Below are 22460 nucleotides of genomic sequence, written 5' to 3' on the forward strand. Positions count from 1 at the left end.
CTCGCGATGGCGGTAAAACAGCCACCGCAAATTTCAGCCAGAGACTACCTTTCGCGCATCGCCTCAGTCCGGGCTTTAAGTACCGGTTTGAGCAAGTAATCCAGCACGCTTTTCTCCCCGGTGATGATGTCCACCGTCGCCACCATCCCCGGAATGATCAGCAACGGTTTCACATCCCCGCCCAAGTGATTCTTGTCCGTGCGCACCTGAATCAGGTAGAAGCTGTTGCCCTTGTCATCCGTAATCGTGTCCGCCCCAATCAACTCCAGCTTCGCACTCAACCCGCCATAAATCGTGTAGTCGTAAGCACTGAACTTGACCATGGCTTTCTGCCCCGGATGCAGAAACGCCACGTCCTGCGGCCGCACTTTGGCTTCGATCAGCAAGTTGTCTTCAATGGGCACGATTTCCACCATGTCGCTGCCCGGCTGGACCACGCCGCCGATGGTGTTGACCTTCAGCACTTTGATAATCCCGTGAACCGGCGACACCACCGTGGTGCGGGTTACGCGGTCATCGATAGCAATGCTCGATGCGGTGATTTTCGACAGGTCGGTGCGTTTTTCATTGAGCTCTTTCGCCGCGTCGGAGCGGAAGGATTGTTCGGACTCATCAATCTTGCTTCTGATCTCATTGATCGCCGATTCCGCGCGGGGAATTGCCAGCGTCGTGGCGTTCAGCGAGCCGCGAATCTCCACCGCACTGCGTTTGAGTCGCAGGATTTCCACCGGCGAAACCGCCCCGGTGCCCACCAGTGGCGCGGACATGTTCATTTCTTGTTGCAGCAGCGCCAGGCTTGAACTGAATTGGCCCTGTTTGGAGCGGAACTCCGCCAGTTCCTGGGTTTTTTGCCGAAGTTGTTCACTCAGGGTGCGCTGTTCGCTGGCCAGTCGCCGTTGTCGTTGTTCGTACAGCGAGCGCTCGTCTTCGGCCACTTGCGGCGCCTTGGCGATCACTTCCGGGGAGAGCTTGAATGGCCGGCCTTCCGCTTCGGCCGACAGCCGTTCGACCTGCGCGGTCAGCGCATAACGATCCGCCTCGCTTTCGCCCTTGTTCGACAGGAATCGAGTGTCATCCAGGCGCAGCAACGTATCGCCCTTGTTCACCATTTGCCCTTCGCGCACGAAGATCTCAGTGACGATGCCGCCCTCCAGATTCTGGATCACTTGGACTTTGCTCGACGGAATCGCCTTGCCTTCGCCCATGGTCACTTCCTGCAACACCGCAAACTTGGCCCAGACCACCGCGGTGATAATCAACGCAGCCGCCAGCCACACGGTGATCCGCGACCAGCGTGGTGAGTCCTGCAACGAGGCGCCGGCGGTTTCCGGCATGAATTCGCTTTCGGCGCTTTTGCTGAAACTGCCAAAGTAGCCGCGTGGCTTCGAATTAGAGCGCGACGCGTCGGATGATGAACGGGCCATGGCTAGCTCCTAGACAGCCGCAGAGCCGACACGGCCCTTGCGCAGTGCATCGATGACCACTTCTTTCGGACCGTCGGCGACGATCCGCCCGTTGTCCAGCACCACCAGCCGATCCACCAGACTGAGCATCGAGGTGCGGTGGGTCACCAGCAGCAGGGTTTTGCCCTGGACCCAGCGGTGGAGTTTTTGCCGCAGGACGTCTTCGCTGCTGTTGTCCATGGCACTGGTGGGTTCGTCGAGCAACATGATCGGCGGATCCAGCAACAACGCGCGGGCCAGCAACACCGCCTGACGTTGCCCGCCGGACAGCAGTTGTCCGCGTTCGCCCACCGGCCGGTCGAAGCCTTGCGGATGCTGACGGGCCAGCTCGGTGACACCGGTCAGTTCGGCGACTTCGAGCATCCGTGCATCGCTGATGTAGCGGGCGCCGAGGGTCAGGTTGTCGCGCAGGCTGCCGGCCAACAGTGGCAGGTCATGGGCGACGTAACCGATTTGCTGGCGCAGGTCGGCGACGTCCAGTTGCCGCAGGTCCAGGCCATCGAGCAGCAGTTGGCCTTCTTCCGGTGCGTAGAAACCCATCACCAGTCGCGCCAACGTACTTTTCCCCGAGCCGCTGCGACCGATGATGCCGATCCGCTCGCCGGGTTTCACGCTGAAGCTGATGTTGGCCAGGGCCGGCGCGTTCTGGCCGTTGTAGTGGAACGTCACGCTGCTGACGTCCAGCGCACCTTGCAGTTGTGTGCGTTCCAGCGGCCGTTGTGTGGCGTCGCGTTCCTGCGGCAAGGACATCAGCGCATCGGTGCTTTTCATGGTCAGTTGCGCTTGCTGATAGCGGGTGATCAAACCGGCAATCTGCCCCAGCGGCGCGAGGACCCGGCTGCCGAGCATGTAGGTCGCCACCAGCGCGCCGACGCTGAGGTTGCCGGCGATGATGCTGTAGACCCCGGCAACGATGGTCGCCATGCCGGAGAATTGCTGGATGAACAGCGTGCCGTTGGTGGCCAGTGCCGAGAGGTTGCGCGCATGGCTGTCGAGGCGGGTGAGGGCGCCGTGGGTGCTTTCCCATTTGTGCTGGCGTTCGCTTTCGGCGCTGCAGGCCTTGAGGGTTTCCAGACCGCCGAGGGTTTCGATCAGCAGCGCCTGGCGTTCGGCGCCCAGGGTCAGGCTTTTCTGTACGGTGTCGCGCAGGCGCACCTGGATCACCATCGCGAAGATGATCGTGATCGGAAACGCCAGTAACGGAATCACCACCAGCCAGCCGCCGAGCAGGCCGATCACCACCAGCATCAGCACGGCAAAGGGCAGGTCGATCAGGCTCGTCAGCGTTACGGCGGTGAGGAATTCCCGCAGGCCCTGGAAGTCATGGATGCTTTGGGCGAAACCCCCAATGGTCGCCGGCCGCGCTTTCATCGCCATGCCGGTGATGCGTTCGAACAACGTGGCCGAAAGGATCACGTCGGTTTTCTTCCCGGCGGTGTCCAGCAGGTGCGCGCGGACCACCCGCAACACCAATTCGAAACCGGTGCCGATCAGTAAGCCGATGGACAGCACCCACAGCGTCGAGGTGGCCTGGTTCGGCACCACCCGGTCGTAGGTCTGCATCACGAACAGCGGCACCATCATCCCCAGCAGGTTGATCAAGAAACTCGCCAGAATCGCATCGCTGTACAGCCACTTCGACAGCTTCAACGTGTCGCGAAACCACGCTTCTACCCGTGGCACCAGCGGCGAACGCAAGTCTTCGAGTTCATGCCTTGGGCGCGCGAACAAGGCCTGGCCGCTGTAGTTTTCGGCCAGTTCATCGCGGCTGACCCATTGTTCACCGCCGTCGGATTCGCTCGGCAAAATCAGCAACTGCCCGTCATCGCCGAAGCGTCGCAGAACGGCAGTACGACCGTTGTTGAGGATCAGCATTACAGGCAGGTTGAGGGCGGAAATGTCCGCCAGTTCACGGCGCAGCAATCTCGCCTGCAAACTGGCCCGGGCCGCTGCGCGAGGCAGCAGGTCCAGGCTCAAGCGTTGTTTGTTCAGGGGAAGCCCGGCACTCAGGCTGGCGCGACTGACCGTCGCGCCATGGAGTTTGCAGAGGATCAACAGACCGTCCAGAAGTGGGTCATCGAAGCTCAGGCGCGGATCGACACCGATGTTGCCGGGTTCCATGCTGGTCACATTGATCTCTCCACAGGCCTACTTCAGTTCAGGCAAACGGGCTTCATTTTTTACTTCCGAGGAGGCGATCGCATCGGCGGGCAATACCACCCGTTGTTTGCTCAGCAACTGACCCATGTTCGCCAGCACGCGGTACATCGAGTACTCCTCGGTGTAGCGCACTTCGGTGTAGCGACGGTTGGCGTTGTAGAGCTCGTTTTCACTGTCCAGCAAGTCGAGCAGGGTGCGTTGGCCAAGGCCGAACTGGTCCTGATACGCCACGCGCACGCGTCGGCTGGTATCCGCGTATTCGCGGGCAGTCGGGGTTTGTTTCTTGGCATTGACCATGGCGTTCCAGGCCAGGTGAATGTTCTCGTTGAGTTGGCGCAGGGCATTGTTGCGGATGTCCATCGCCTGGTTGATCTGGTGCGCATCGGAGGCCAGGCGAGCCTTGTCGCTGCCACCGCGGAACAGGTTGTAGTTCATCACCACGCCGACTCGCCATTCGTTGTCGTGGCCTTCATCGCCCTGCACGTTGTTGTTCGCACCCACGGCCGCTTCGGCGTCGAAGCGAGGGTAGAACGGCGACTTGGCAACTTCGTACTGGCTCTCGGATGATTGCACGTCGGCCTGGGCGGATTTCAGGTACGGGTTGTTTTCCACCATGCTTTGCTGGGCTTCCGGCAGGGTGGCGGGCAACTCGCCGCGGATCGACGGCGGTGCTTCGAGCTCATCGGGCAGGCGTCCGGTTACGGCATAGAAGTTCGACTCGGCATCCGCCAGATCGACTTCAGCGGTATCGAGGTTGTTTTGCGCCAATGCCCGGCGAGCGACGGACTGGTCGGAGTCGGCGGTGCTGCCAATACCACGCTGGGTGCGCAGACCGATCTGATCGTTGACCCGCATGTGAGCTTGCAGATTGTTCGTGGCCAGGGTCACCAGTTCGCGGCGTTTGAGCACTTCGAGGTAGACCTCGATGGTGCGCAGGGCCAGATCCTGTGCGGTGCCCTGAGCGTAATAGGCCCGGGAATTGACCACGCCTTTGGTGCGCTGGACTTCGTTGGCGGTGTTGAAACCATCGAAGAGCATCTGCCGCAGACGCAATTCCGATTGGGTGTACGTCAGGATTTCGGTGTGGTGATTACCGAGTGCCCGGGTGTTGGTGTTATCGCTGTACCCGCGCCCGTAGGCGGCATTCAGATCAACTGATGGATAAAAGCCCCCCTTGGCGACTTTCACCTGCTCATCGGCCGAGAGGCGGCTGTCTACACGCGACGCCAGCTCCGGGTGGGTCGCGATGGTGCTCTGGATCGCCTCCGTCAATGACATGGCTTGAGCCTGAGAAGTGCAGGCCATGGCCAGCAGAATTGCGCTGCAGAGGGGGGTTAATACGCGCATGGGTGCCTCTCCCTGATTCCTAATGGTGCTTATTAGTCGCCAAATATTTGACGGCATTTATAGTGAAAACCGTTTCATGCTTGTAACAACAGAGCTAAGAACATTCTAGAGAGAACCATAGAAGAAATTTTCATAATTGCTATGCCAAAAAAAACTTATGCGCTCCGTAAAATCCAGCACATTGTTCACTGCGAAAGCCCTTGATTTATGAGCCTTAGGGCGCTCAGCGGGGCTTGAGGAAAGTTCCAATCCACATATCGACTTAGGGCGGGGAAGTGCTGGAGGGGAGGGACGCGGACGGTTTTCAGGTGACGGTTTTTTGTCACCTTGGTGGATCAAAACCGTTACGCATCGCTCAAAAGGCGACTTGTTGCGCAAGTGGATCCCGATGCCATTGATTGCAGAGGGTTTTTATCCCGCAGCAGACACGTCGCCCGCGAGCGGCACGCTTGGCGAGAACGGCGCCAGGGCAGCGGCTTACTTCAGGTAACCGCTGCCAGCAGGCGATTCCGCCAGGCAACCCGTTGGAGCCAGGAGCACGTTCTTCGCAAAAACAGGATGCCGACAGCGGTTGGCAGCGGAGGAAGTGCACATGGCTACGCTCATCGGTATTGTCAGTAAGGTCATTGGTCAGGTGTTCGCGGTTGCGAGCGATGGCACCCGACGCGCGCTGGTCGAGGGGGACCGGTTATTCACCGGCGATCAACTGGTCACCGGGGCCGAAGGCGCGGTGGCGGTTCATCTGCAAAATGGCCAGGAACTGACACTTGGGCGTGGCAGCAGTCTGGAGATGACGCCCCAGTTACTCGCGCATCAGGCACCCCATGTAGAGACCGCTGAAGCAGTAACGCCGACTCAGGCGCAACTGACCGATGTCGAGCAACTGCAAAAAGCAATCGCTGCCGGCGACGACCCGACCCAGACCGCTGACCCCACGGCGGCCGGACCGGATTCGACCGGAGCACCGGGTGCACTGGGCGGCGGCCACTCGTTTGTCATGCTTGAAGAGGTGGGCGGGAGTGTCGATCCGACTATTGGTTTTCCTACCGCAGGCTTCAACGGCATTCCCGAATTTCCCTTGGGGCGGCTGGCTGGAAACCCGGACAACGGTGGCAACGGCGACAATGGTGCAGGCGGTTCAGGCGGTTCAGGTGGTTCAGGTGGATCAGGAGGGGCAGGCGTTGTTCCTGTAACACCGGTTGATCCTGTAGCACCGATTGTTCCTGTGACACCGGTTGTTCCTGAGGTGCCGAACAATCCGGTGACCCTTTCCGGCCTGTCGGTGGCAGGGGGCGAACTGACCCTCAATGAGGCCAGCCTGGCCGACGGTTCGGCCCCCAACCCCGGGGCACTGACCAAGACCGGCACGTTCAGCGTGTCTGCTCCTGACGGGCTGACCAGCCTGAGCATCGGTGGGGTCAACGTGATCAGCGGTGGCGTTGCCGCAGGCTTCCCGCAAACAATCACCACCCCGTTGGGCAATACCCTGACCGTCACCGGCTACAACCCGGCCACGGGGGTTGTGAGTTACAGCTACACCCTCAACGACAATGAAACCCATCCGGCCGGTGACGGCACCAACAACCTCAGCGAACACTTCACCGTGGTGGCCGGCGACAGCAATGGCGATACCGCCACGGGTTCTCTGGACGTCAACATCACCGACGATGTGCCCAAGGCGTTCGATGACAACAACGCCAGCACCGCGTCGGAAACTCTGGTAAGCCTGACCGGCAGTGTGCTGCCCAACGACGTTCAGGGCGCTGATCGCATTCCTGCCGGACCCGAGAGCGGGCCGGTGGTTGGCGGCACTTTCACCGGTAAATACGGCACCCTGGTGCTCAACGCCAACGGCACATACACCTACACCCTGAACACCAGCGACGCCGACTTCAAAACCTTGCACGCGGGTGGCACCGGGACCGAATCCTTCACCTACACCCTGACCGATGCCGACGGCGACACCAGCACTGCCAAGCTTGTGCTGAACATCCATAACAACGATGACCCGGTCACGATTGGCGGCCTGAACGTCGAAGGCGGCGAAATCACCGTCTACGAAAAAAACCTCAGCTACGGCAGCGACCCTGATGCCCCGGCCCTGACCCAGAGCGGCACCTTCACCGTCAACGCGCCGGATGGCCTGCAAACCCTGACCGTGAGCGGCGTCGCAGTGGTCAGCGGTGGGGTGGCGGCAGGTTTCCCGCTATCGGCCACTACCTGGACGGGCGCCACCTTCACCATCACCGGTTACGACCCGGCCACGGGCGTGGTGAGCTACAGCTACACCCTGAATTACGACAGCGACCACCCCAATGCGGATGGCGCCAACAGCATCTACGAGAACTTCGACGTCGTTGCCACCGATGCCGACGGCAGCACGGCGACCGGGCAAATCAACGTCAACATCGTCGATGATCTGCCGACCGCCAACCCTGACTCGACCTCGGTCGCAGAGGGCGGCATCGTCAGCGGCAGCGTGTTGGGGAACGATGTCACCGGCGCCGATGGCCCCGCCGCAGGGGGCGCGGTGGTTGGCGTGCGCGCCGGTTCAGACACCTCGACCCCAGTTATCGGCGGCCTGAACAGTCAGATCAATGGCACCTACGGTTACCTTACGCTGGATGCCAACGGCAACGCGGTCTACCACAGCAACCCGAACGCCGTCAGCGGCCCGGGGGCGACCGACGTGTTCACCTACACCGTGCGCGATCGCGACGGCGACCAAAGCACCACCACCATCACCATCGACGTGCACAACAGCGGCATCAGCGCGGCCAGCGACAGCGACGTGACCGTCTACGAAAAAGCCCTCGACCTGAACAAGGACGGCCAGGACCTGGCGCCCGGCACCGTCACCGGCAGCCTGCCCGGCAACACGGGCGAAACCGCCAGCGGTACGTTGGTCGGCTCGGTCAGCGGCGCGGTCGGCGCGATCACCTACACCCTGGTCGGCAGCGCCACTGGCACCTACGGGCAGATCCTGCTCAATCCTGATGGCTCCTACACCTACACGCTGACGTCAGCGCCAAGCACCACGCCGCATGCGAACGACGGCGCGAACACCCTGAACGAAAGCTTCACCTACCAAGCCACCGACTCTCTGGGCAACAGCACCACCAGCACCATCGTGGTCAAAATCGTCGATGATCAGCCGATTGCCCATGCCGACGAGACCTCGGTCGCCGAAGGCGGCACCGTCAGTGGCAACGTGCTGTGGAACGACGTCGGCGGCGCCGATGGTCTCGCCGCAGGCGGCGCGGTGATCGGCGTGCGGGCCGGTTCCGACACCTCGACCTCGGCGGTTGGCGGTCTCAACACCCAGATCAATGGCACCTACGGTTACCTGACGCTGGATGCCAACGGCAACGCCGTGTACCACAGCAACCCGAACGCCGTGAGCGACCCCGGGGCGACCGACGTGTTCACCTACACCGTGCGTGATGCCGACGGTGACCAAAGCACCACCACCATCACCATCGACGTGATCAACAGCGGCATCAGCGCGGCCAGCGACAGCGACGTGACCGTCTACGAAAAAGCCCTCGACCTGAACAAGGATGGACAGGACCTGGCGCCCGGCACCGTCACCGGCAGCCTACCGGGCAACACCGGAGAAACTGCCAGCGGCACGCTGGTCGGTTCGGTCAGCGGCGCAGTCGGCGCAATCACCTACACCCTGGTCGGCAGTGCCACCGGCACCTATGGGCAAATCCTGCTCAATCCCGATGGTTCCTACACCTACACGCTGACGTCGGCGCCAAGTACCACGCCGCATGCAAACGACGGCGCCAACACCCTGAACGAAAGCTTCACTTACCAAGCCACCGACTCTCTGGGCAACAGCACCACCAGCACCATCGTGGTCAAAATCGTCGATGATCAGCCGATTGCTCATGCCGACGAGACGTCGGTCGCCGAAGGCGGCACCGTCAGTGGCAACGTGCTGTGGAACGACGTCGGCGGCGCCGATGGTCTCGCCGCAGGCGGCGCGGTGATCGGCGTGCGGGCCGGTTCCGACACCTCGACCTCGGCTGTTGGCGGCCTGAACAGCCAGATCAATGGCACCTACGGTTACCTGACGCTGGATGCAGCGGGCAACGCGGTCTATCACAGCAACCCGAACGCCGTGAGCGACCCCGGGGCGACCGACGTGTTCACCTACACCGTGCGTGATGCCGACGGTGACCAAAGCACCACCACCATCACCATCGACGTGATCAACAGCGGCATCAGCGCGGCCAGCGACAGCGACGTGACCGTCTACGAAAAAGCCCTCGACCTGAACAAGGATGGCCAGGACCTGGCGCCCGGCACCGTCACCGGCAGCCTACCGGGCAACACCGGAGAAACTGCCAGCGGCACGCTGGTCGGTTCGGTCAGCGGCGCAGTCGGCGCAATCACCTACACCCTGGTCGGCAGTGCCACCGGCACCTATGGGCAAATCCTGCTCAATCCCGATGGTTCCTACACCTACACGCTGACCTCGGCGCCAAGCACCACGCCGCATGCGAACGACGGCGCCAACACCCTCAGTGAAAGCTTCACCTACCAAGCCACCGACTCTCTGGGCAACAGCACCACCAGCACCATCGTGGTCAAAATCGTCGATGATCAGCCGATTGCCCATGCCGACGAGACCTCGGTCGCCGAAGGCGGCACCGTCAGTGGCAACGTGCTGTGGAACGACCTCGGCGGCGCCGATGGCCTCGCCGCAGGCGGCGCGGTGGTCGGCGTGCGGGCCGGTTCCGACACCTCGACCTCGGCGGTTGGCGGCCTCAACACCCAGATCAATGGCACCTACGGTTACCTGACGCTGGACGCCAACGGCAACGCGGTCTATCACAGCAACCCGAACGCCGTGAGCGACCCCGGGGCGACCGACGTGTTCACCTACACCGTGCGCGATGCCGACGGCGACCAAAGCACCACCACCATCACCATCGACGTGATCAACAGCTGCATCAGCGCGGTCAGCGACAGTGACGTGACCGTCTACGAAAAAGCCCTCGACCTGAACAAGGACGGCCAGGACCTGGCGCCCGGCACCGTTACCGGCAGTCAGCCGGAACACACGCTTGAAACCGCCAGTGGCACGCTGGTTGGTTCTGTCAGCGGTGCGGTCGGCGCGATCACCTACACGCTGGTCGGCAGCGCCACTGGCACCTACGGGCAAATCCTGCTCAATCCTGATGGCTCCTATACCTACACGCTGACGTCGGCGCCAAGCACCACGCCGCATGCGAACGACGGCGCCAACACCCTGAGCGAAAGCTTCACCTACCAAGCCACCGACGCCCTGGGCCATTCCACCACCAGCACCATCGTGGTCAAAATCGTCGATGACCTGCCGACCGCCAACCCCGACGCGGCCTCGGTAGCGGAGGGCGGCACCGTCAGTGGCAACGTGCTGGCGAACGACTTCAACGATGCCGATGGGATTGGGGTGGTCGGCGTGCGTGCCGGTTCAGACACCTCGACCTCGGCCATCGGCGGCCTCAACAGCCAGATCAATGGCACCTACGGTTACCTGACGCTGGATGCCGCGGGCAACGCGGTCTATCACAGCAACCCGAACGCCGTGAACGGTCCCGGTGCGACCGACGTGTTCACCTACACCTTGAGCGATGGCGATGGCGACGAGAGGACCACCACCATCACCATCGACGTGAACAATAGCTGCATCAGCGACAACAGTGGCGACCAGGCCAGCTCGGTGTCGACAGTCATTGCGAACGCGCCGCCGGTGGTGGTCGATGACCACATCATCACCAACGTGCTGTCGGGCAACATCGTGGTGCCGGGCGAGTTGCTGCTGGCCAACGACACCGATCCGAATGGCGATCCGCTGACCGCTTCGCCGACCACCGTCAGCACCGGTTGGATTGCCAAAGGCGCGGACTTCACCGGCACCAATCAGAACTTCAGCTTTACCGGCGGTAACGTGCAGGCGGTGACTCTCGCCCGCAGTGCATTCGTCGCCAACACGGCAGCCATGACGGCGGTGTTGGTCGTCAGCGGGGCGCTGGGAGCGGTCAACAACCCCCACGATGAGGACCGCATCACCGTCGACCTCAAACAGGGTGAAACCCTTAACCTGGATCACAACCTGGCGGCCGGTCATGTCGCCATGGAGTACTCAATCAACGGCGGCGCATGGATCGCCCTCGCGGACGGGCAAACCCTCACCGCAACGTCGGACAGCACCTACCAGATCCACATCACCAACATCGACAACGGTGGTCCGGGCAACAGCGGGAAGGGGGCGGAAAACTACCAACTGACCATGACCGTCAACTATGCCGGTGCCCACGACATCACGCCCGACGCCCACGGCACCTACGCCGCCAACGACAGCCATGGCGGCAGCGACAACGCCGCCGTGACCATCACCTATCAGGACGGCCACACCCTCACCGGCACGGCAGGCGATGATGTACTGGTGGCGGGCGACGGTAACAACGTGATCAATGCCGGCGACGGCAACGACGTGCTCACCGCCGGTTCCGGCAACAACGAAATGCACGGTGGCGCCGGCAATGACTTGCTTTACAGCGGCGCGGGCAACGACCTGCTCGACGGCGGCACCGGCGTCGACACCGCGAGTTATGCCCACGCCACGGCCGGCGTCACGGTCAATCTGGGCGTACTCGGTGCGCAGAACACGGCGGGCGCCGGGACCGACACCCTGACGGCGATCGAAAACCTGACCGGCTCGAACTTCAACGACAGCCTCACCGGCGACAACCACAGCAACATCATCAACGGCGGCCTGGGTAACGACATGCTCAACGGTGGGGGCGGCGACGACTTCCTCATTGGCGGCCTGGGCAACAACAGCCTCACCGGCGGCAGCGGTGCCGACACCTTCCAGTGGCTCAAAGGCAACAGCGGCCACGACGTGGTCACCGACTTCACACCGGGCATCGACAAACTCGACCTGTCGCAACTGCTGCAAGGGGAAAACAGCACCGCGGCGTCGCTGGATGACTACCTGCACTTCAAAGTCACCGGCAGCGGCGACTCACTGGTCACCAGCATCGACGTCACCGCCATGGCTGGCGCCGCGCCGAACCAAACCATCGACCTGGCGGGTGTGAACCTGGCCAGCCATTACGGCGTAACGCCGGGGGCGGGTGGGGTGATTGCGGGGGGGCACGATACGGCGACGATTATCAACGGGATGTTGAATGATCATTCGTTGAAGGTTGATACGGTGTGATCGGCTTTTGATTCGAGCCTGAAACGACAAAACCCGCCGCCCGATCAAACGGTGCGGCGGGTTTTTTCTGTCTGAAGAGATGTGTCGTCGGTGAGTCAGCCTTTGCGAGCAAGCCCGCTCCCACAGTTGATCCTCAGGGATCACAGATTTTGTGTTCGACAACGATCCAATGTGGGCGGGCTTGCTCACGAAGGGCCAGAATGGACACCGAATCAATCAGTAAGTGTTCCTCAGGCCTCGGTCAGCCCGGCAACTCCAGATTATCCAGCACCCGATTCACCGCCAGTTCCCCGAGCATGATCAACTGCGTAATCCCCAACACCGTCCGGCGCTGCGGCCCCGGCAACTGGCCGGCGAAGTCCTGGGCGATGGTCTTTGCCGAAGCGAGAGTTTCGCAGGCATCGGTCAACAGTTCCTCGTTTTTTGTGTCCGCGGTCACGGCATACATCCCGCGGGTTTTACGTGGGGGCGGCGTGGAGCCGGGCGGGCAGAGGTAGTGGTCGAGCGCGCGGTCAGCGGCTTCGTGGAGTTTTTTCGAATCGAGGGATTCGTAGGGGGAGGTGGGGGCGGTTTCGGGCGGGTTGGGTGTGGGTTTGAACATGGATGAATCTCCAAATCATAGAAAAGGAGCCATCATCTTTCGCTACCAAACGAAGGGGTGGTGGCCATACGAAGGTTGGTAGACCGGTGACTTGGAAAACCGGCGCGCCCGAAGACGCCCTGCGCATGACCACCATAAATACACAGCCCCGGAAGGGCCTGTATCGGGTGACGCTATGCGCCAAGTCTAAGCCGGGCTACCAAACCCGATCGCTGATTCGTCAGCGACCGGACCACAATAGAACCCACCCCCAAGGCGCACAAGCCGGCGGATTCTGGCGTAGCTGTAGGCAATGGCGCAAGGATGTGTAGCCTGGGAGGCGTGTCCGGAAGTGTTTTTAAACGCCATAGTTTAAAAGCAAAAGATCACAGCCCCCGGCAACTCCAGCAGGATCAAATGCAATCCGCTGTATGAACTGTCGCAGGCTGCGATCTTTTTAAACGCTCAATATTAAATAGATCCGTCCCCTTATCCTGTCCTTATTCTTTTGGTAGGGAGGGACGACTGCCAGAACGCCGATGCCGCGATCGGGCGGAAATACAACGACTTGTCCACTGGACGCGGTGGCAGCGTTTGTCACAGGGTTGTTCATGAGTACGTACCTTCCATAGAGGCGCCCGGCTTCTCGAATGGGAGGCACCGATAGGGATGAATTAGATAGTCGGCGTGAGTGTTTGCCTACTGTCATATCTGACAGGTAAACCCACGTTTACGACGAACGGTCGAACCCCTCACATCGGCTCCGGCGGCCCAATCAACCGCCCCATCACCCCAAACAATCCCAACTCCCGGATCACCTCCAGCTCCCCTTTGGTCTCCACCATCTCCGCAATCAACGGCAAATCAATGCTGTTGGTCGCCCGAAATATCGCTTCGATAAATAGCCGTTTATCACTCTGCTCATCAATGTGACGGATGTACGCCCCATCGATTTTCAAGTAAGCCAGCCCCAGTTGAGCCAGGTTGCCGATCTGGCCGAAGCTGCCGCCGAAATGCTGCAGGCCGATGCGGTAACCGGTGTTGAGCAGGCTGTGGCTCAGGCGTTGCAGTTCTTCCTGAGGGGGCAGTTGGCGTTCGTCGATTTCCAGAATCAGCAGCGGCGCGAGTTCGGGCAGCGATTCGAGCATGTCGAGGATGTGTTGCAGCTGCGCTGGATCGCGCAGGGTGCTGCCGGACAGGCTTAACGCCAGCGGCCAACGATTGATGATGAGGTAGTCGAGGGTGGCTTCGAGCATGGCCAGGTCGAACCTCGCCGACCAGCCGAGTCGCTCGATCCACGGCAGGAAGTGCCCGGCCGCAATGGCCTCGCCCTGCGGGTCGAGCAGGCGCGCGAGGACTTTGTGATGCAGTACCTGACTGGTGTCGGCGCATTGCACCACTGGCTGGAAATACAACTGCATCTTGCCTTGGTTCAAGGCGTCGTCGATCCAGGTTTGCCAGTCGTTTTGGGATGGGGTCGGCGCGGTGATGGCATCGGCCAAGTGGACCCACGGGCGCTCGGGATGTTGCCGGGCTTCGGTCAACGCCTGATCCAGTCGCATCAGCACGTCACTGGCGGGCTCGCCGGGGTGGTAAGGGGCGATCCCCAAATGCGCCACCGGCATGGAGTCGCTGGCGCCGGTCAGGCGCAGGTTTTCCAGGGTGGCGCTGATTTCGCTGGCCAGGCGTGCGGCGTCGGCGCTGTCCAGGCCTGGCGTCAGCAGGCTGAATTCACCGCCGCGATTGCGCGCGGCTAGCCAGGTGCGACGTTCCGGTGGCTGGGTCAGGCGCTTGAGTAATTCACCGACGGCGCTGATCAGCGCATCGGTGCGCTGGCCACCCAAGCGTTGGTTGAGACCGACCAGATCGTTGATTCGCAGCATCAGCAAATGGCCGTCGCTGCTCTGCTCGGAGACCAGCAACTCGTCGGCCAATTCTTCATCCAGCAAGCGTCGATTGGCCAGGCCGGTAAGGCTGTCCTGATAGGACTCGGCCCGCAGTTTTTCACTGCGCGCGACCTCTTCGGCGAACAGCGTCTTGAGCTTCTCGACCATCTGGTTCATGGCCAATACCACGCGTTTCAACTCCGGTGTGCGCGGCAGTTTCGGCAGGCTGAGGAACTCGCGTTTGCTGATGGCTTCGGCCTGTCTGACCATGGTGTCGAGTGGACGAAATTGCCGGCGCAGCAACCAGCCACCAAACACGGCACTGAGCAGGCCGCACACCAGCAACCAGATCAGGCTGCCGAGGGTGCTGTCCCAGAGTTTGGCCAGGGCGAACTGCGGATTGCTCAACACTTCGACCCGTGCCGCCTGGACCCAGCCGCGCATGATCAGCGCTTCGCCACCGGGCGGGTGCAGGTTGACCAGGTTCACAAACCAGGTGGGAACGCCCTCGATTTGCCCCGGCGCACTGCGCTCCACCAGCACCTGCGCATCCTCGATGTTAATGATTCGAATGCTGCTGAAGTAACCGCTGTCGAAAATCGAGCTGACCATCAATTCGATCATGGCCGGGTCATCGATTTGTGCCGTCAACGACAAACCCAACGCGGTGGCGGCGTCCTGGGCGTGGGAGCGCAACTGGCCGAGCATCTGGTCGCGAGAGCTTTCCAGGCTAACAAAAAAACTGCCGCTGAACGCCACCAGCAAGAACAGGCAGATGGCGAGAAACAACTGTTTACGCAGTGACATAAATCGCTCCTTGCTCAGGTGGCTAGCCGTCGCCCACGGCGAACCCTTCGGCCTGCATCTTTTTCAGTACGTCCTGCCAGCGCGACAGTTTTTTTGAGTCGCTGCTGCGTTTGCCGCCATTGGCGCCCGGCAAGTACAGACCTTCTACGTTGAAGGCGTACACCGGCAGCAAGTCTTTGCGTTGGGAGGCGGGGCGGACCTCGCCGATCAAGTTGTCCAGCACCAGCGGATCGGCCGTGGGACTGTTGTAGTACGTCAGCACCATGTGCGCCTGGTTCTGGGTCAGGGCTTTCACGTAGGTGATGCGTAGTTTTTCGCTGGGAATTCCCAGGTAGCGCAGGCTGAAATATTTCGCCAGTGCGTAGTCCTCGCAATCAGCGGACCCCTTGATCAGGGATTCGACGGGCGTGGCCCAGTAATCGGTCTGGTGCCAGATGCGGATGTCGTCCAGAAAGCTCAGTTGCTGATTGAAGAAGCGATTGACCGCGTTCAGTTGCTCGCGCTCGGGGGCATTGACTTCGCTTTGCAGCATCTGCCCCCAGGCCTCGATCCTTCCCCGTCCCGGGCCGAGGGTGCCGTAGCGATCTTCGGCGGTTTGCAGAATCTGCGTAAAACTCCAGTTGGCCCCGACACTGCCCAGCCCGGCCAACAGAAAAGTGATCAGCAACAGCCATCCGCCGAGCCGAAGTCGGAGCGTTGACCATCCTGGACGACGCGGACTGCGGGACATGTCTGGCCGCTCGGGTGCAGATGCCTGAAGTCTAGGCGGTTTTTTGAAAGGGAGGGTTGATCGTCGGGTTGGTACGCTGACGTGTAGCAGCTGGCGAAGCCTGCGTTCGGCTGCGCAGCAGTCGTAAACCCTGGATCCCGGATTTAACTGGAAGACCGCGCCGCCTGATTTCACGACTGCTTCGCAGCCGAACGCAGGCTTCGCCAGCTGCTACAGGGGGGGTGTTTTCAGGGCTTTTGCAGGGTTTTCTGTTTGAGGATGTAGACGGTCACCAGAACGGCGCTGGTCAGCATGAACCCCCGCGCCCACGGCAAGGGCACCAGGTAACAGGAAAGCAGGATGCTCGCCCACATCAGGCCGATGGCGTAGACCTTGCCCTTGAGCGGGATGCCGTTGCCGCTCAGGTAATCGCGAACCCACGGCCCAAGCCGCGGATGTTCAACCAGCCAATGATAGAAACGCGGCGAACTGCGGGCGAAGCAGGCGGCCGCCAGCAGCAGGAAGGGCGTGGTGGGCAACACCGGCAGGAAAATCCCGATCACCCCCAGCGCTACGCTCAGCCAGCCGATGGCCAGCAGCACGTAACGCAACATCAGGGAGCGGTTGCCTATGGGGTTGTCCATAGGCAAAACCTTAGTGGTGACGAGGCTTGAGGATCGCCGGTTTTTCGTCTGGCGCCTGGCACAGCAGGTACAGCGCGGTCAGGGCTTCCGGGATCTGTACGATCATGTCATCCATCAGGTTGGCGTCTTTGGCGATGTCTTCGAACTCAGGCTGTTCGTCGAACAGACCCGAACCGACCATGATCGGCAGCAGCATTTCGCTGACTTCGTCTTCGGCGGTTTCGAACCAGGCCGCTTCGCGCAGGAACACGCCTTCCATGAAGCCGATGCACCAGCCGCGCAGGTCGGAGTCATCCGGCTCTTCGCCCAGGTCCAGGTCGCAAGGCAGCTCGAACTCTTCATCGGATGCCAATTGGCGAGCGATGTGAGCCTTGAGGGCCAGCAGGGTGGATTCGATCGCTTCACGCTCGGTGTCGTCGGCGTAATGCGGTTCTTCGGCGAAGAGGGCGTCGATCCATTCACGGTCGGGAACGGTTTCGGAACAGATCGACAGCGCAGTGAGGTAGCCGTGGGCGGCCACGTAGTCCAGCGCCTCGTCATGCAGTTCGTCGGCGTCGAGGAAGACTTGCAAACGGGTTAGTTGCTCAGCGAAGGACATTAAAGGGCTACCTTGGGAATTAAACAGATGCGGGAATTCTAGGCCTTCTTGAGCGCTTGGGCCAGCCGCGCGGCATTTTTGCAGCCCTCGCAAGAACAGGAAACACCGCAATCCCTGTAGGAGTGAGCCTGCTCGCGATAGCGGCGGGCCAGTCAGCACTGATTTTGAATGTAACGCCGCCATCGCGAGCAGGCTCACTCCTACAGGGTTCTTTGTTGCATTGGCATTCGTGTGTCTTATCAGCGGCACCCTTTGCAGCGGAGGGGTCGGGTATACTCGCGCGTTTTGTGATGCCCTGCCGGCGTCGCGGCTGAAATGTGAAGCGTCATGCAATGCGCACTTACGATTTGTCGGTGCAGCCTTCGTGGTTCTGAACCAGCCTTGCAGGGATGTTTTTGTGATTTTTGGAGTTTCTATGCTCGAACAGGCTCAACGCGTCCTCAAGGACATCTTCGGCTACGACAGTTTCCGTGGCCGTCAGGGTGCAATCATTGAGCGCGTGGCCAGTGGCGGCGACGCCCTGGTGCTGATGCCTACCGGTGGCGGCAAGTCCTTGTGTTTCCAGGTGCCGGCGCTGTTGCGCGAAGGCCTGGCGGTGGTGGTGTCGCCGCTGATCGCCCTGATGGACGACCAGGTCGCCACCCTCGAAGAGCTGGGCGTCGCCGCGGCGGCATTGAACTCCACGCTTAGCGCCGAGCAGCAGCGCGATCTGGCGGCACGGATCAAGCGAGGTGAAGTGAAAATGCTTTATCTCGCGCCCGAGCGTCTGGTTCAGCCACGGATGCTGGCGTTCCTGCAAAGTCTTGAGATTTCCCTGTTCGCCATCGACGAAGCCCACTGCGTGTCCCAATGGGGCCACGACTTCCGCCGCGAATATCTGCAATTGGGCCAGTTGGCGGAATTGTTCCCCAACGTCCCGCGCATCGCCCTGACCGCGACCGCCGACAAGCGTACCCGGGAAGAAATCGTCGACCGCCTTCATCTTCAGGATGCCGAGCGTTTCCTGTCGAGTTTCGACCGCCCCAACATCTTCTATCGCATCGTGCCCAAAGAGCAGCCGCGCAAGCAGCTGCTGGCGTTCCTCGCCGAACGGCGCAGCGATGCCGGCATCGTCTATTGCCTGTCGCGCAAGAAAGTCGACGAAGTGGCGGTGTTCCTCAGCGAGCAAGGCTTCCCGGCGCTGCCGTACCACGCCGGTCTGCCCAACGATACCCGGGCTCACCACCAGAAGCGCTTCCTCAATGAGGAAGGCCTGATCATGGTCGCCACCGTGGCGTTCGGCATGGGCATCGACAAGCCCAACGTGCGCTTTGTCGCTCACCTCGATTTGCCAAAATCCCTCGAGGCTTACTACCAGGAAACCGGTCGCGGCGGTCGAGACGGTCTGCCGGCAGACGCCTGGATGGCTTACGGCCTGCAAGACGTGGTGATGCTCAAGCAGATGCTGCAGAACTCCGAGGGCGACGAGCGTCACAAACGTCTGGAGCAGCACAAGCTCGATGCCATGCTCTCGCTCTGCGAAGAAACCCGCTGCCGTCGCCAGACGCTGCTGGCCTATTTCGACGAAGACATGCCCGAGCCGTGCGGCCATTGCGACAACTGCGTCGATGGCGTGCAGACCTGGGACGCCACCGAGCCGGCCCGTCAGGCGCTTTCGGCGATCTATCGCACTGGCCAGCGCTACGGCGTGGGGCACTTGGTCGATGTATTGCTGGGCAAGGACAACGAAAAGGTTCGCAGCTTCGGCCATCAACACCTGTCGGTGTATGGCGTTGGCAAAGCAATGGGCGAGAGCGAATGGCGCTCCTTGTTCCGACAACTGGTGGCCCGCGGTCTGGCGGACATCGACCTCGAAGGCTACGGCGGCCTGCGCCTGAGTGACACCTGTCGACCACTGCTCAAGGGCGAAGTGACCCTGGAGCTGCGTCGCGACCTCAAGCCGCAAACCACGGCCAAGAGCAGCAAGAGCCAGGCGAGCCAACTGGTTCGCGGCGAAGAACGCGAACAGTGGGAAGCCCTGCGCGCCCTGCGCCGCAAGCTCGCCGAGGAGCATGGCGTGCCGCCGTACGTCATCTTCCCCGACTCGACACTGCTGGAAATGCTCCGCAGCCAACCGACCTCGCTGTCGGAAATGGCCACGGTCAGCGGTGTTGGCGCGCGCAAGCTGGAGCGTTACGGCGAGGCCTTCCTCGAAGTCCTCGGCGGGCAAGTCGAGGCGCCGAAAGTGGTGGCCGACCTGCGTCACGAACTGATCACCCTGGCCCGCGCCGGCATGACACCGTTGCAGATCGCCGGTCAGCTGCAATGCTCGGAAAAGAACGTCTACACGCTGCTCGCCGAAGCGATTGGCAAGCAGCAGTTGTCGCTGGAGCAAGCACTGGATCTGCCCGAAGAGTTGATGGGCGAAATCCAGGACGCGTTCCTCGACGGCGAGGGCGAATTACCGCCCGTGTCGGAGATTGCCGCACTGTTCACCGGGAAGGTTCCGGAAGGGGTTTTGTACTGTGTTCGGGCGGCGCTGCAATCCGAATTCGAGATTTAGGTGACCTGCCACATAGATGTAACGATTCAGTACAGAGCAAGCCTTGCCTCTGGCGAAGGGTCATGCTTAGCTGACTAATAATTAGTTTTTCTTTATTTCAGTCTAATCATGAGTGTTTTATGCCGTTAACCGACCAACACCGCTTTGGCATGCAACTGGCCCAGATGTCGCGCGGCTGGCGTGCCGAACTGGACCGCCGTCTGGCTGGCCTGGGGCTGTCCCAGGCGCGCTGGCTGGTGCTGCTGCACCTGGCGCGTTTTGAGGATGCCCCGACCCAACGTGAACTGGCGCAGAGCGTCGGCGTTGAAGGGCCGACCCTGGCGCGACTGCTCGACAGCCTCGAAAGCCAGGGACTGGTGCAACGTCAATCGGTGCTGGAAGACCGCCGGGCGAAGAAAATCGTCCTCTGTGCCCCGGCCCTTCCCTTGATCGAACAAATTGAAACCATTGCCACCCAACTGCGCCACGAGTTGTTCGAAGGCGTCGATGAGGCGGACTTGAAGATCTGCATGCGTGTCCACGGGCACATTCTGGCCAACCTCGAAAAGTCTTGAGGTAAAACCGCACGCTGGATTTTTGAGAGACCCCGTTGGGCAGACTATAAAGAACTACTTAGCAATATCGTGTTCGTACCGGAGGTGCGAACGCGTACAAGATGGTTCTGGTTATCTAAGGGATGCTCATGCTCGAGAGTTGGCACATGGCTTTACGGTGTTGCGCCAGGCTGCTTCTGGTCGGTGGTGCCGTCACTTACTCGGCATTGGCGCCCGCGTTGGGCCTGGGTGATATCACCCTGCATTCGGCGCTGAATCAGCCGTTGCGCGCCGATATCGCACTGGAAGATGCCGCAGGTCTGGAGGAGGGTGAGCTCTCGGTCAGCCTGGCGACAGCGGACGAGTTCAGCCGCGCTGGAGTCGATCGGGTGTTCTTTCTCAATAATCTGAAATTCACCCCGATCCTGCGCGGCAACCGCAGCCTGATCCGGGTGAGCTCCAGCAAACCGGTCAATGAACCTTTCCTGAATTTCCTGGTGCAGCTCAATCAGCCCAACGGGCGCGTTCTGCGCGAGTACACGGTGCTGATCGATCCGCCGGGTTCGCCGGGGATCGTTCCCGTCACTGACGAACCGGTGACCGACGTTCAGCCCTCCGGATTCCCGACGGTTGAGCCGGCCGTTGCAAAGCCACCTGCGGCGAAGGGCAAAAAGCCCTCTGTTCCTCGCGTTGATCAACCTGCCGCCGCGCCTGAGAGTGATCCCGTTGCCGAGCAACTGGCCGCCAGCGTGCTGCAAAACCAGCAGCTGCAAGCAACCATCAATGATTTGACTGCGAAGCTCCAGGCCCAGGAGGAGCAGGTTGCCGGTCAGAAAAAGCAGGTGACTGAACTACAAACCCAATTGGCGGAAATCAAGACCTCTGCGGTGGAGCCGGTTGCACCCTCCGTTGAGGCTCCCGCGCCGGTTGTTGTTGAAGATCCTGAGGCCACCCACTGGGGGCTTATTCTGGGGCTGCTGGCGGTGGTGGCTCTGGTGTTGCTGGGGTTGTTCGTTCGGCGTCAACGACAACAGGTTCAGGCCTTGCCCGACGCTTTACCTGTTTTGCCGTCACGGCATGAACCGGTGCTCAATCGCACGGCAGAACCGGTTGCCCGATCGTCAGCGTTGCAACCGGCAACTGAATCGGGTGGTGAGACGCCCGCCGGCGATGTGCTCGAAGGGGTTGGAATCTATCTGGCCTATGGCCGTTTTTCCGAAGCGGCCGGTTTGTTGCGAGAGGCGCTGATCAAAGAGCCACAGCGTACGGATCTGGCCGTTCAGCTGTTGGAAGTCTTGGGTAAACAGGGTGACGTAGCCGCCTATGAAACACAGGAAAACAACCTGCGTGACGCCGGATACGACCTGCAAGAACTTAAGAATATTCGCGCCCGACACCCGAAATTGAGCAGTGCGGTAGCGTTGACCGTCGCAGCGCCAATCACTCCCCCCAAGGCTGCGATACCCGAAGCAGCGCCCAAGGATGAATTCCAGTTGAACCTGGATGACCTGTCGATGGATTCGAGTTGGGATTTGATCAGCCCTTTTGAGGACTCGCCGTCCGCCGCGAAGCCATCGAGCGAATCCGCGCCGGTCGAGCCGCCGTTTGTCTCGAACCTGCACGTCTTGCCTGAGGTGTTTGAGATGCCCGACGACTCGACGCTGGATGAGCCCGAACTTGAATGGGTCGCCGAGCCTGATTCGCCGTCTCTGGATGACACCTTTCTCAACGAGTTCAGCGATCCCGGCCAGTCGCTGGAACTGGAACCGCTGAACCTGGAACCGGCCGAGCCGAGCAGCGCCGACAAACTGGAGCAAGCCCAGACCTGCATTGATGATGGCGATGTGGACAGCGCCATCGAACTGCTCAACGAGTTGCTCAAGGAAGGTAACGAGCCGCTGAAGCAGACCGCCCGGAACCTGCTCGCCGGGCTATCATAGCGGCGCCCTCTGGCTCAGGAGTTTCGCCG

12 protein-coding genes are annotated in these 22460 nt (G+C 61.2%); 4 read left to right on the top strand and 8 right to left on the bottom strand.

Features of this window, described 5'->3' with window-relative positions:
• Positions 1 to 44 precede the first annotated feature (44 nt).
• Genes QF010_RS17780 through QF010_RS17790 form a run of 3 tightly spaced genes read right to left on the bottom strand, consistent with a single transcriptional unit; the run spans position 45 to position 4970 of the window.
• On the bottom strand, positions 45 to 1424 hold the full coding sequence (locus tag QF010_RS17780; RefSeq protein ID WP_033056102.1) for an HlyD family type I secretion periplasmic adaptor subunit: 1380 nt from the start codon (positions 1422 to 1424) through the stop codon (positions 45 to 47).
• A gap of 9 nt (positions 1425 to 1433) precedes the next feature.
• Positions 1434 to 3593 carry a type I secretion system permease/ATPase gene (locus QF010_RS17785; RefSeq protein WP_033056100.1) on the bottom strand — a complete coding sequence of 720 codons (2160 nt, stop codon included), beginning with the start codon at positions 3591 to 3593 and terminating at the stop codon, positions 1434 to 1436.
• 18 nt (positions 3594 to 3611) lie between these two features.
• Positions 3612 to 4970 (bottom strand): TolC family outer membrane protein, encoded by a 1359-nt coding sequence (locus tag QF010_RS17790; RefSeq protein WP_429533626.1) that lies wholly within the window; start codon positions 4968 to 4970, stop codon positions 3612 to 3614.
• Positions 4971 to 5562: 592 nt separating this feature from the next.
• On the opposite strand from QF010_RS17790, the gene QF010_RS17795 reads away from it, so the two are divergent.
• Positions 5563 to 12192: a retention module-containing protein gene (locus QF010_RS17795; RefSeq protein WP_429533627.1), complete on the top strand. Its 6630-nt coding sequence runs from the start codon at positions 5563 to 5565 to the stop codon at positions 12190 to 12192.
• A 241-nt stretch (positions 12193 to 12433) separates the two neighbouring features.
• Here QF010_RS17795 and QF010_RS17800 read toward each other — a convergent pair whose 3' ends face one another.
• The 5 genes from QF010_RS17800 to QF010_RS17820 form a co-directional block, all read right to left on the bottom strand.
• Complete coding sequence (locus tag QF010_RS17800) at positions 12434 to 12793, bottom strand: DUF6124 family protein (protein ID WP_429533628.1); 360 nt, start codon at positions 12791 to 12793, stop codon at positions 12434 to 12436.
• Between the two features lie 731 nt (positions 12794 to 13524).
• A complete protein-coding gene (gene lapD, locus QF010_RS17805; protein ID WP_429533629.1) occupies positions 13525 to 15465 on the bottom strand; it encodes a cyclic di-GMP receptor LapD in 1941 nt (646 codons plus the stop codon).
• A 22-nt stretch (positions 15466 to 15487) separates the two neighbouring features.
• Entirely contained in the window at positions 15488 to 16195 is a 708-nt protein-coding gene (lapG, locus tag QF010_RS17810; RefSeq protein WP_429533630.1) for a cysteine protease LapG, read from the bottom strand.
• Between the two features lie 227 nt (positions 16196 to 16422).
• Entirely contained in the window at positions 16423 to 16818 is a 396-nt protein-coding gene (locus tag QF010_RS17815; RefSeq protein ID WP_282380752.1) for a YbaN family protein, read from the bottom strand.
• 10 nt (positions 16819 to 16828) lie between these two features.
• On the bottom strand, positions 16829 to 17416 hold the full coding sequence (locus QF010_RS17820) for a UPF0149 family protein (RefSeq protein WP_008156162.1): 588 nt from the start codon (positions 17414 to 17416) through the stop codon (positions 16829 to 16831).
• Between the two features lie 415 nt (positions 17417 to 17831).
• On the opposite strand from QF010_RS17820, the gene recQ reads away from it, so the two are divergent.
• The 3 genes from recQ to QF010_RS17835 all read left to right on the top strand — a co-directional run bounded on the left by recQ (position 17832) and on the right by QF010_RS17835 (position 22431).
• Entirely contained in the window at positions 17832 to 19958 is a 2127-nt protein-coding gene (gene recQ / locus QF010_RS17825) for a DNA helicase RecQ (protein WP_046055971.1), read from the top strand.
• A 119-nt stretch (positions 19959 to 20077) separates the two neighbouring features.
• Entirely contained in the window at positions 20078 to 20512 is a 435-nt protein-coding gene (locus QF010_RS17830) for a MarR family transcriptional regulator (RefSeq protein WP_033055913.1), read from the top strand.
• A 128-nt stretch (positions 20513 to 20640) separates the two neighbouring features.
• The gene (locus tag QF010_RS17835; protein ID WP_429533631.1) at positions 20641 to 22431 is read left to right on the top strand and encodes a motility hub landmark protein FimV; all 1791 of its coding nucleotides are present in this window, start codon (positions 20641 to 20643) and stop codon (positions 22429 to 22431) included.
• Positions 22432 to 22460: the final 29 nt, after the last annotated feature.

The sequence above is a fragment of the Pseudomonas silensiensis genome, assembly GCF_050434865.1.
GTDB lineage: Bacteria > Pseudomonadota > Gammaproteobacteria > Pseudomonadales > Pseudomonadaceae > Aquipseudomonas > Aquipseudomonas fluorescens_W.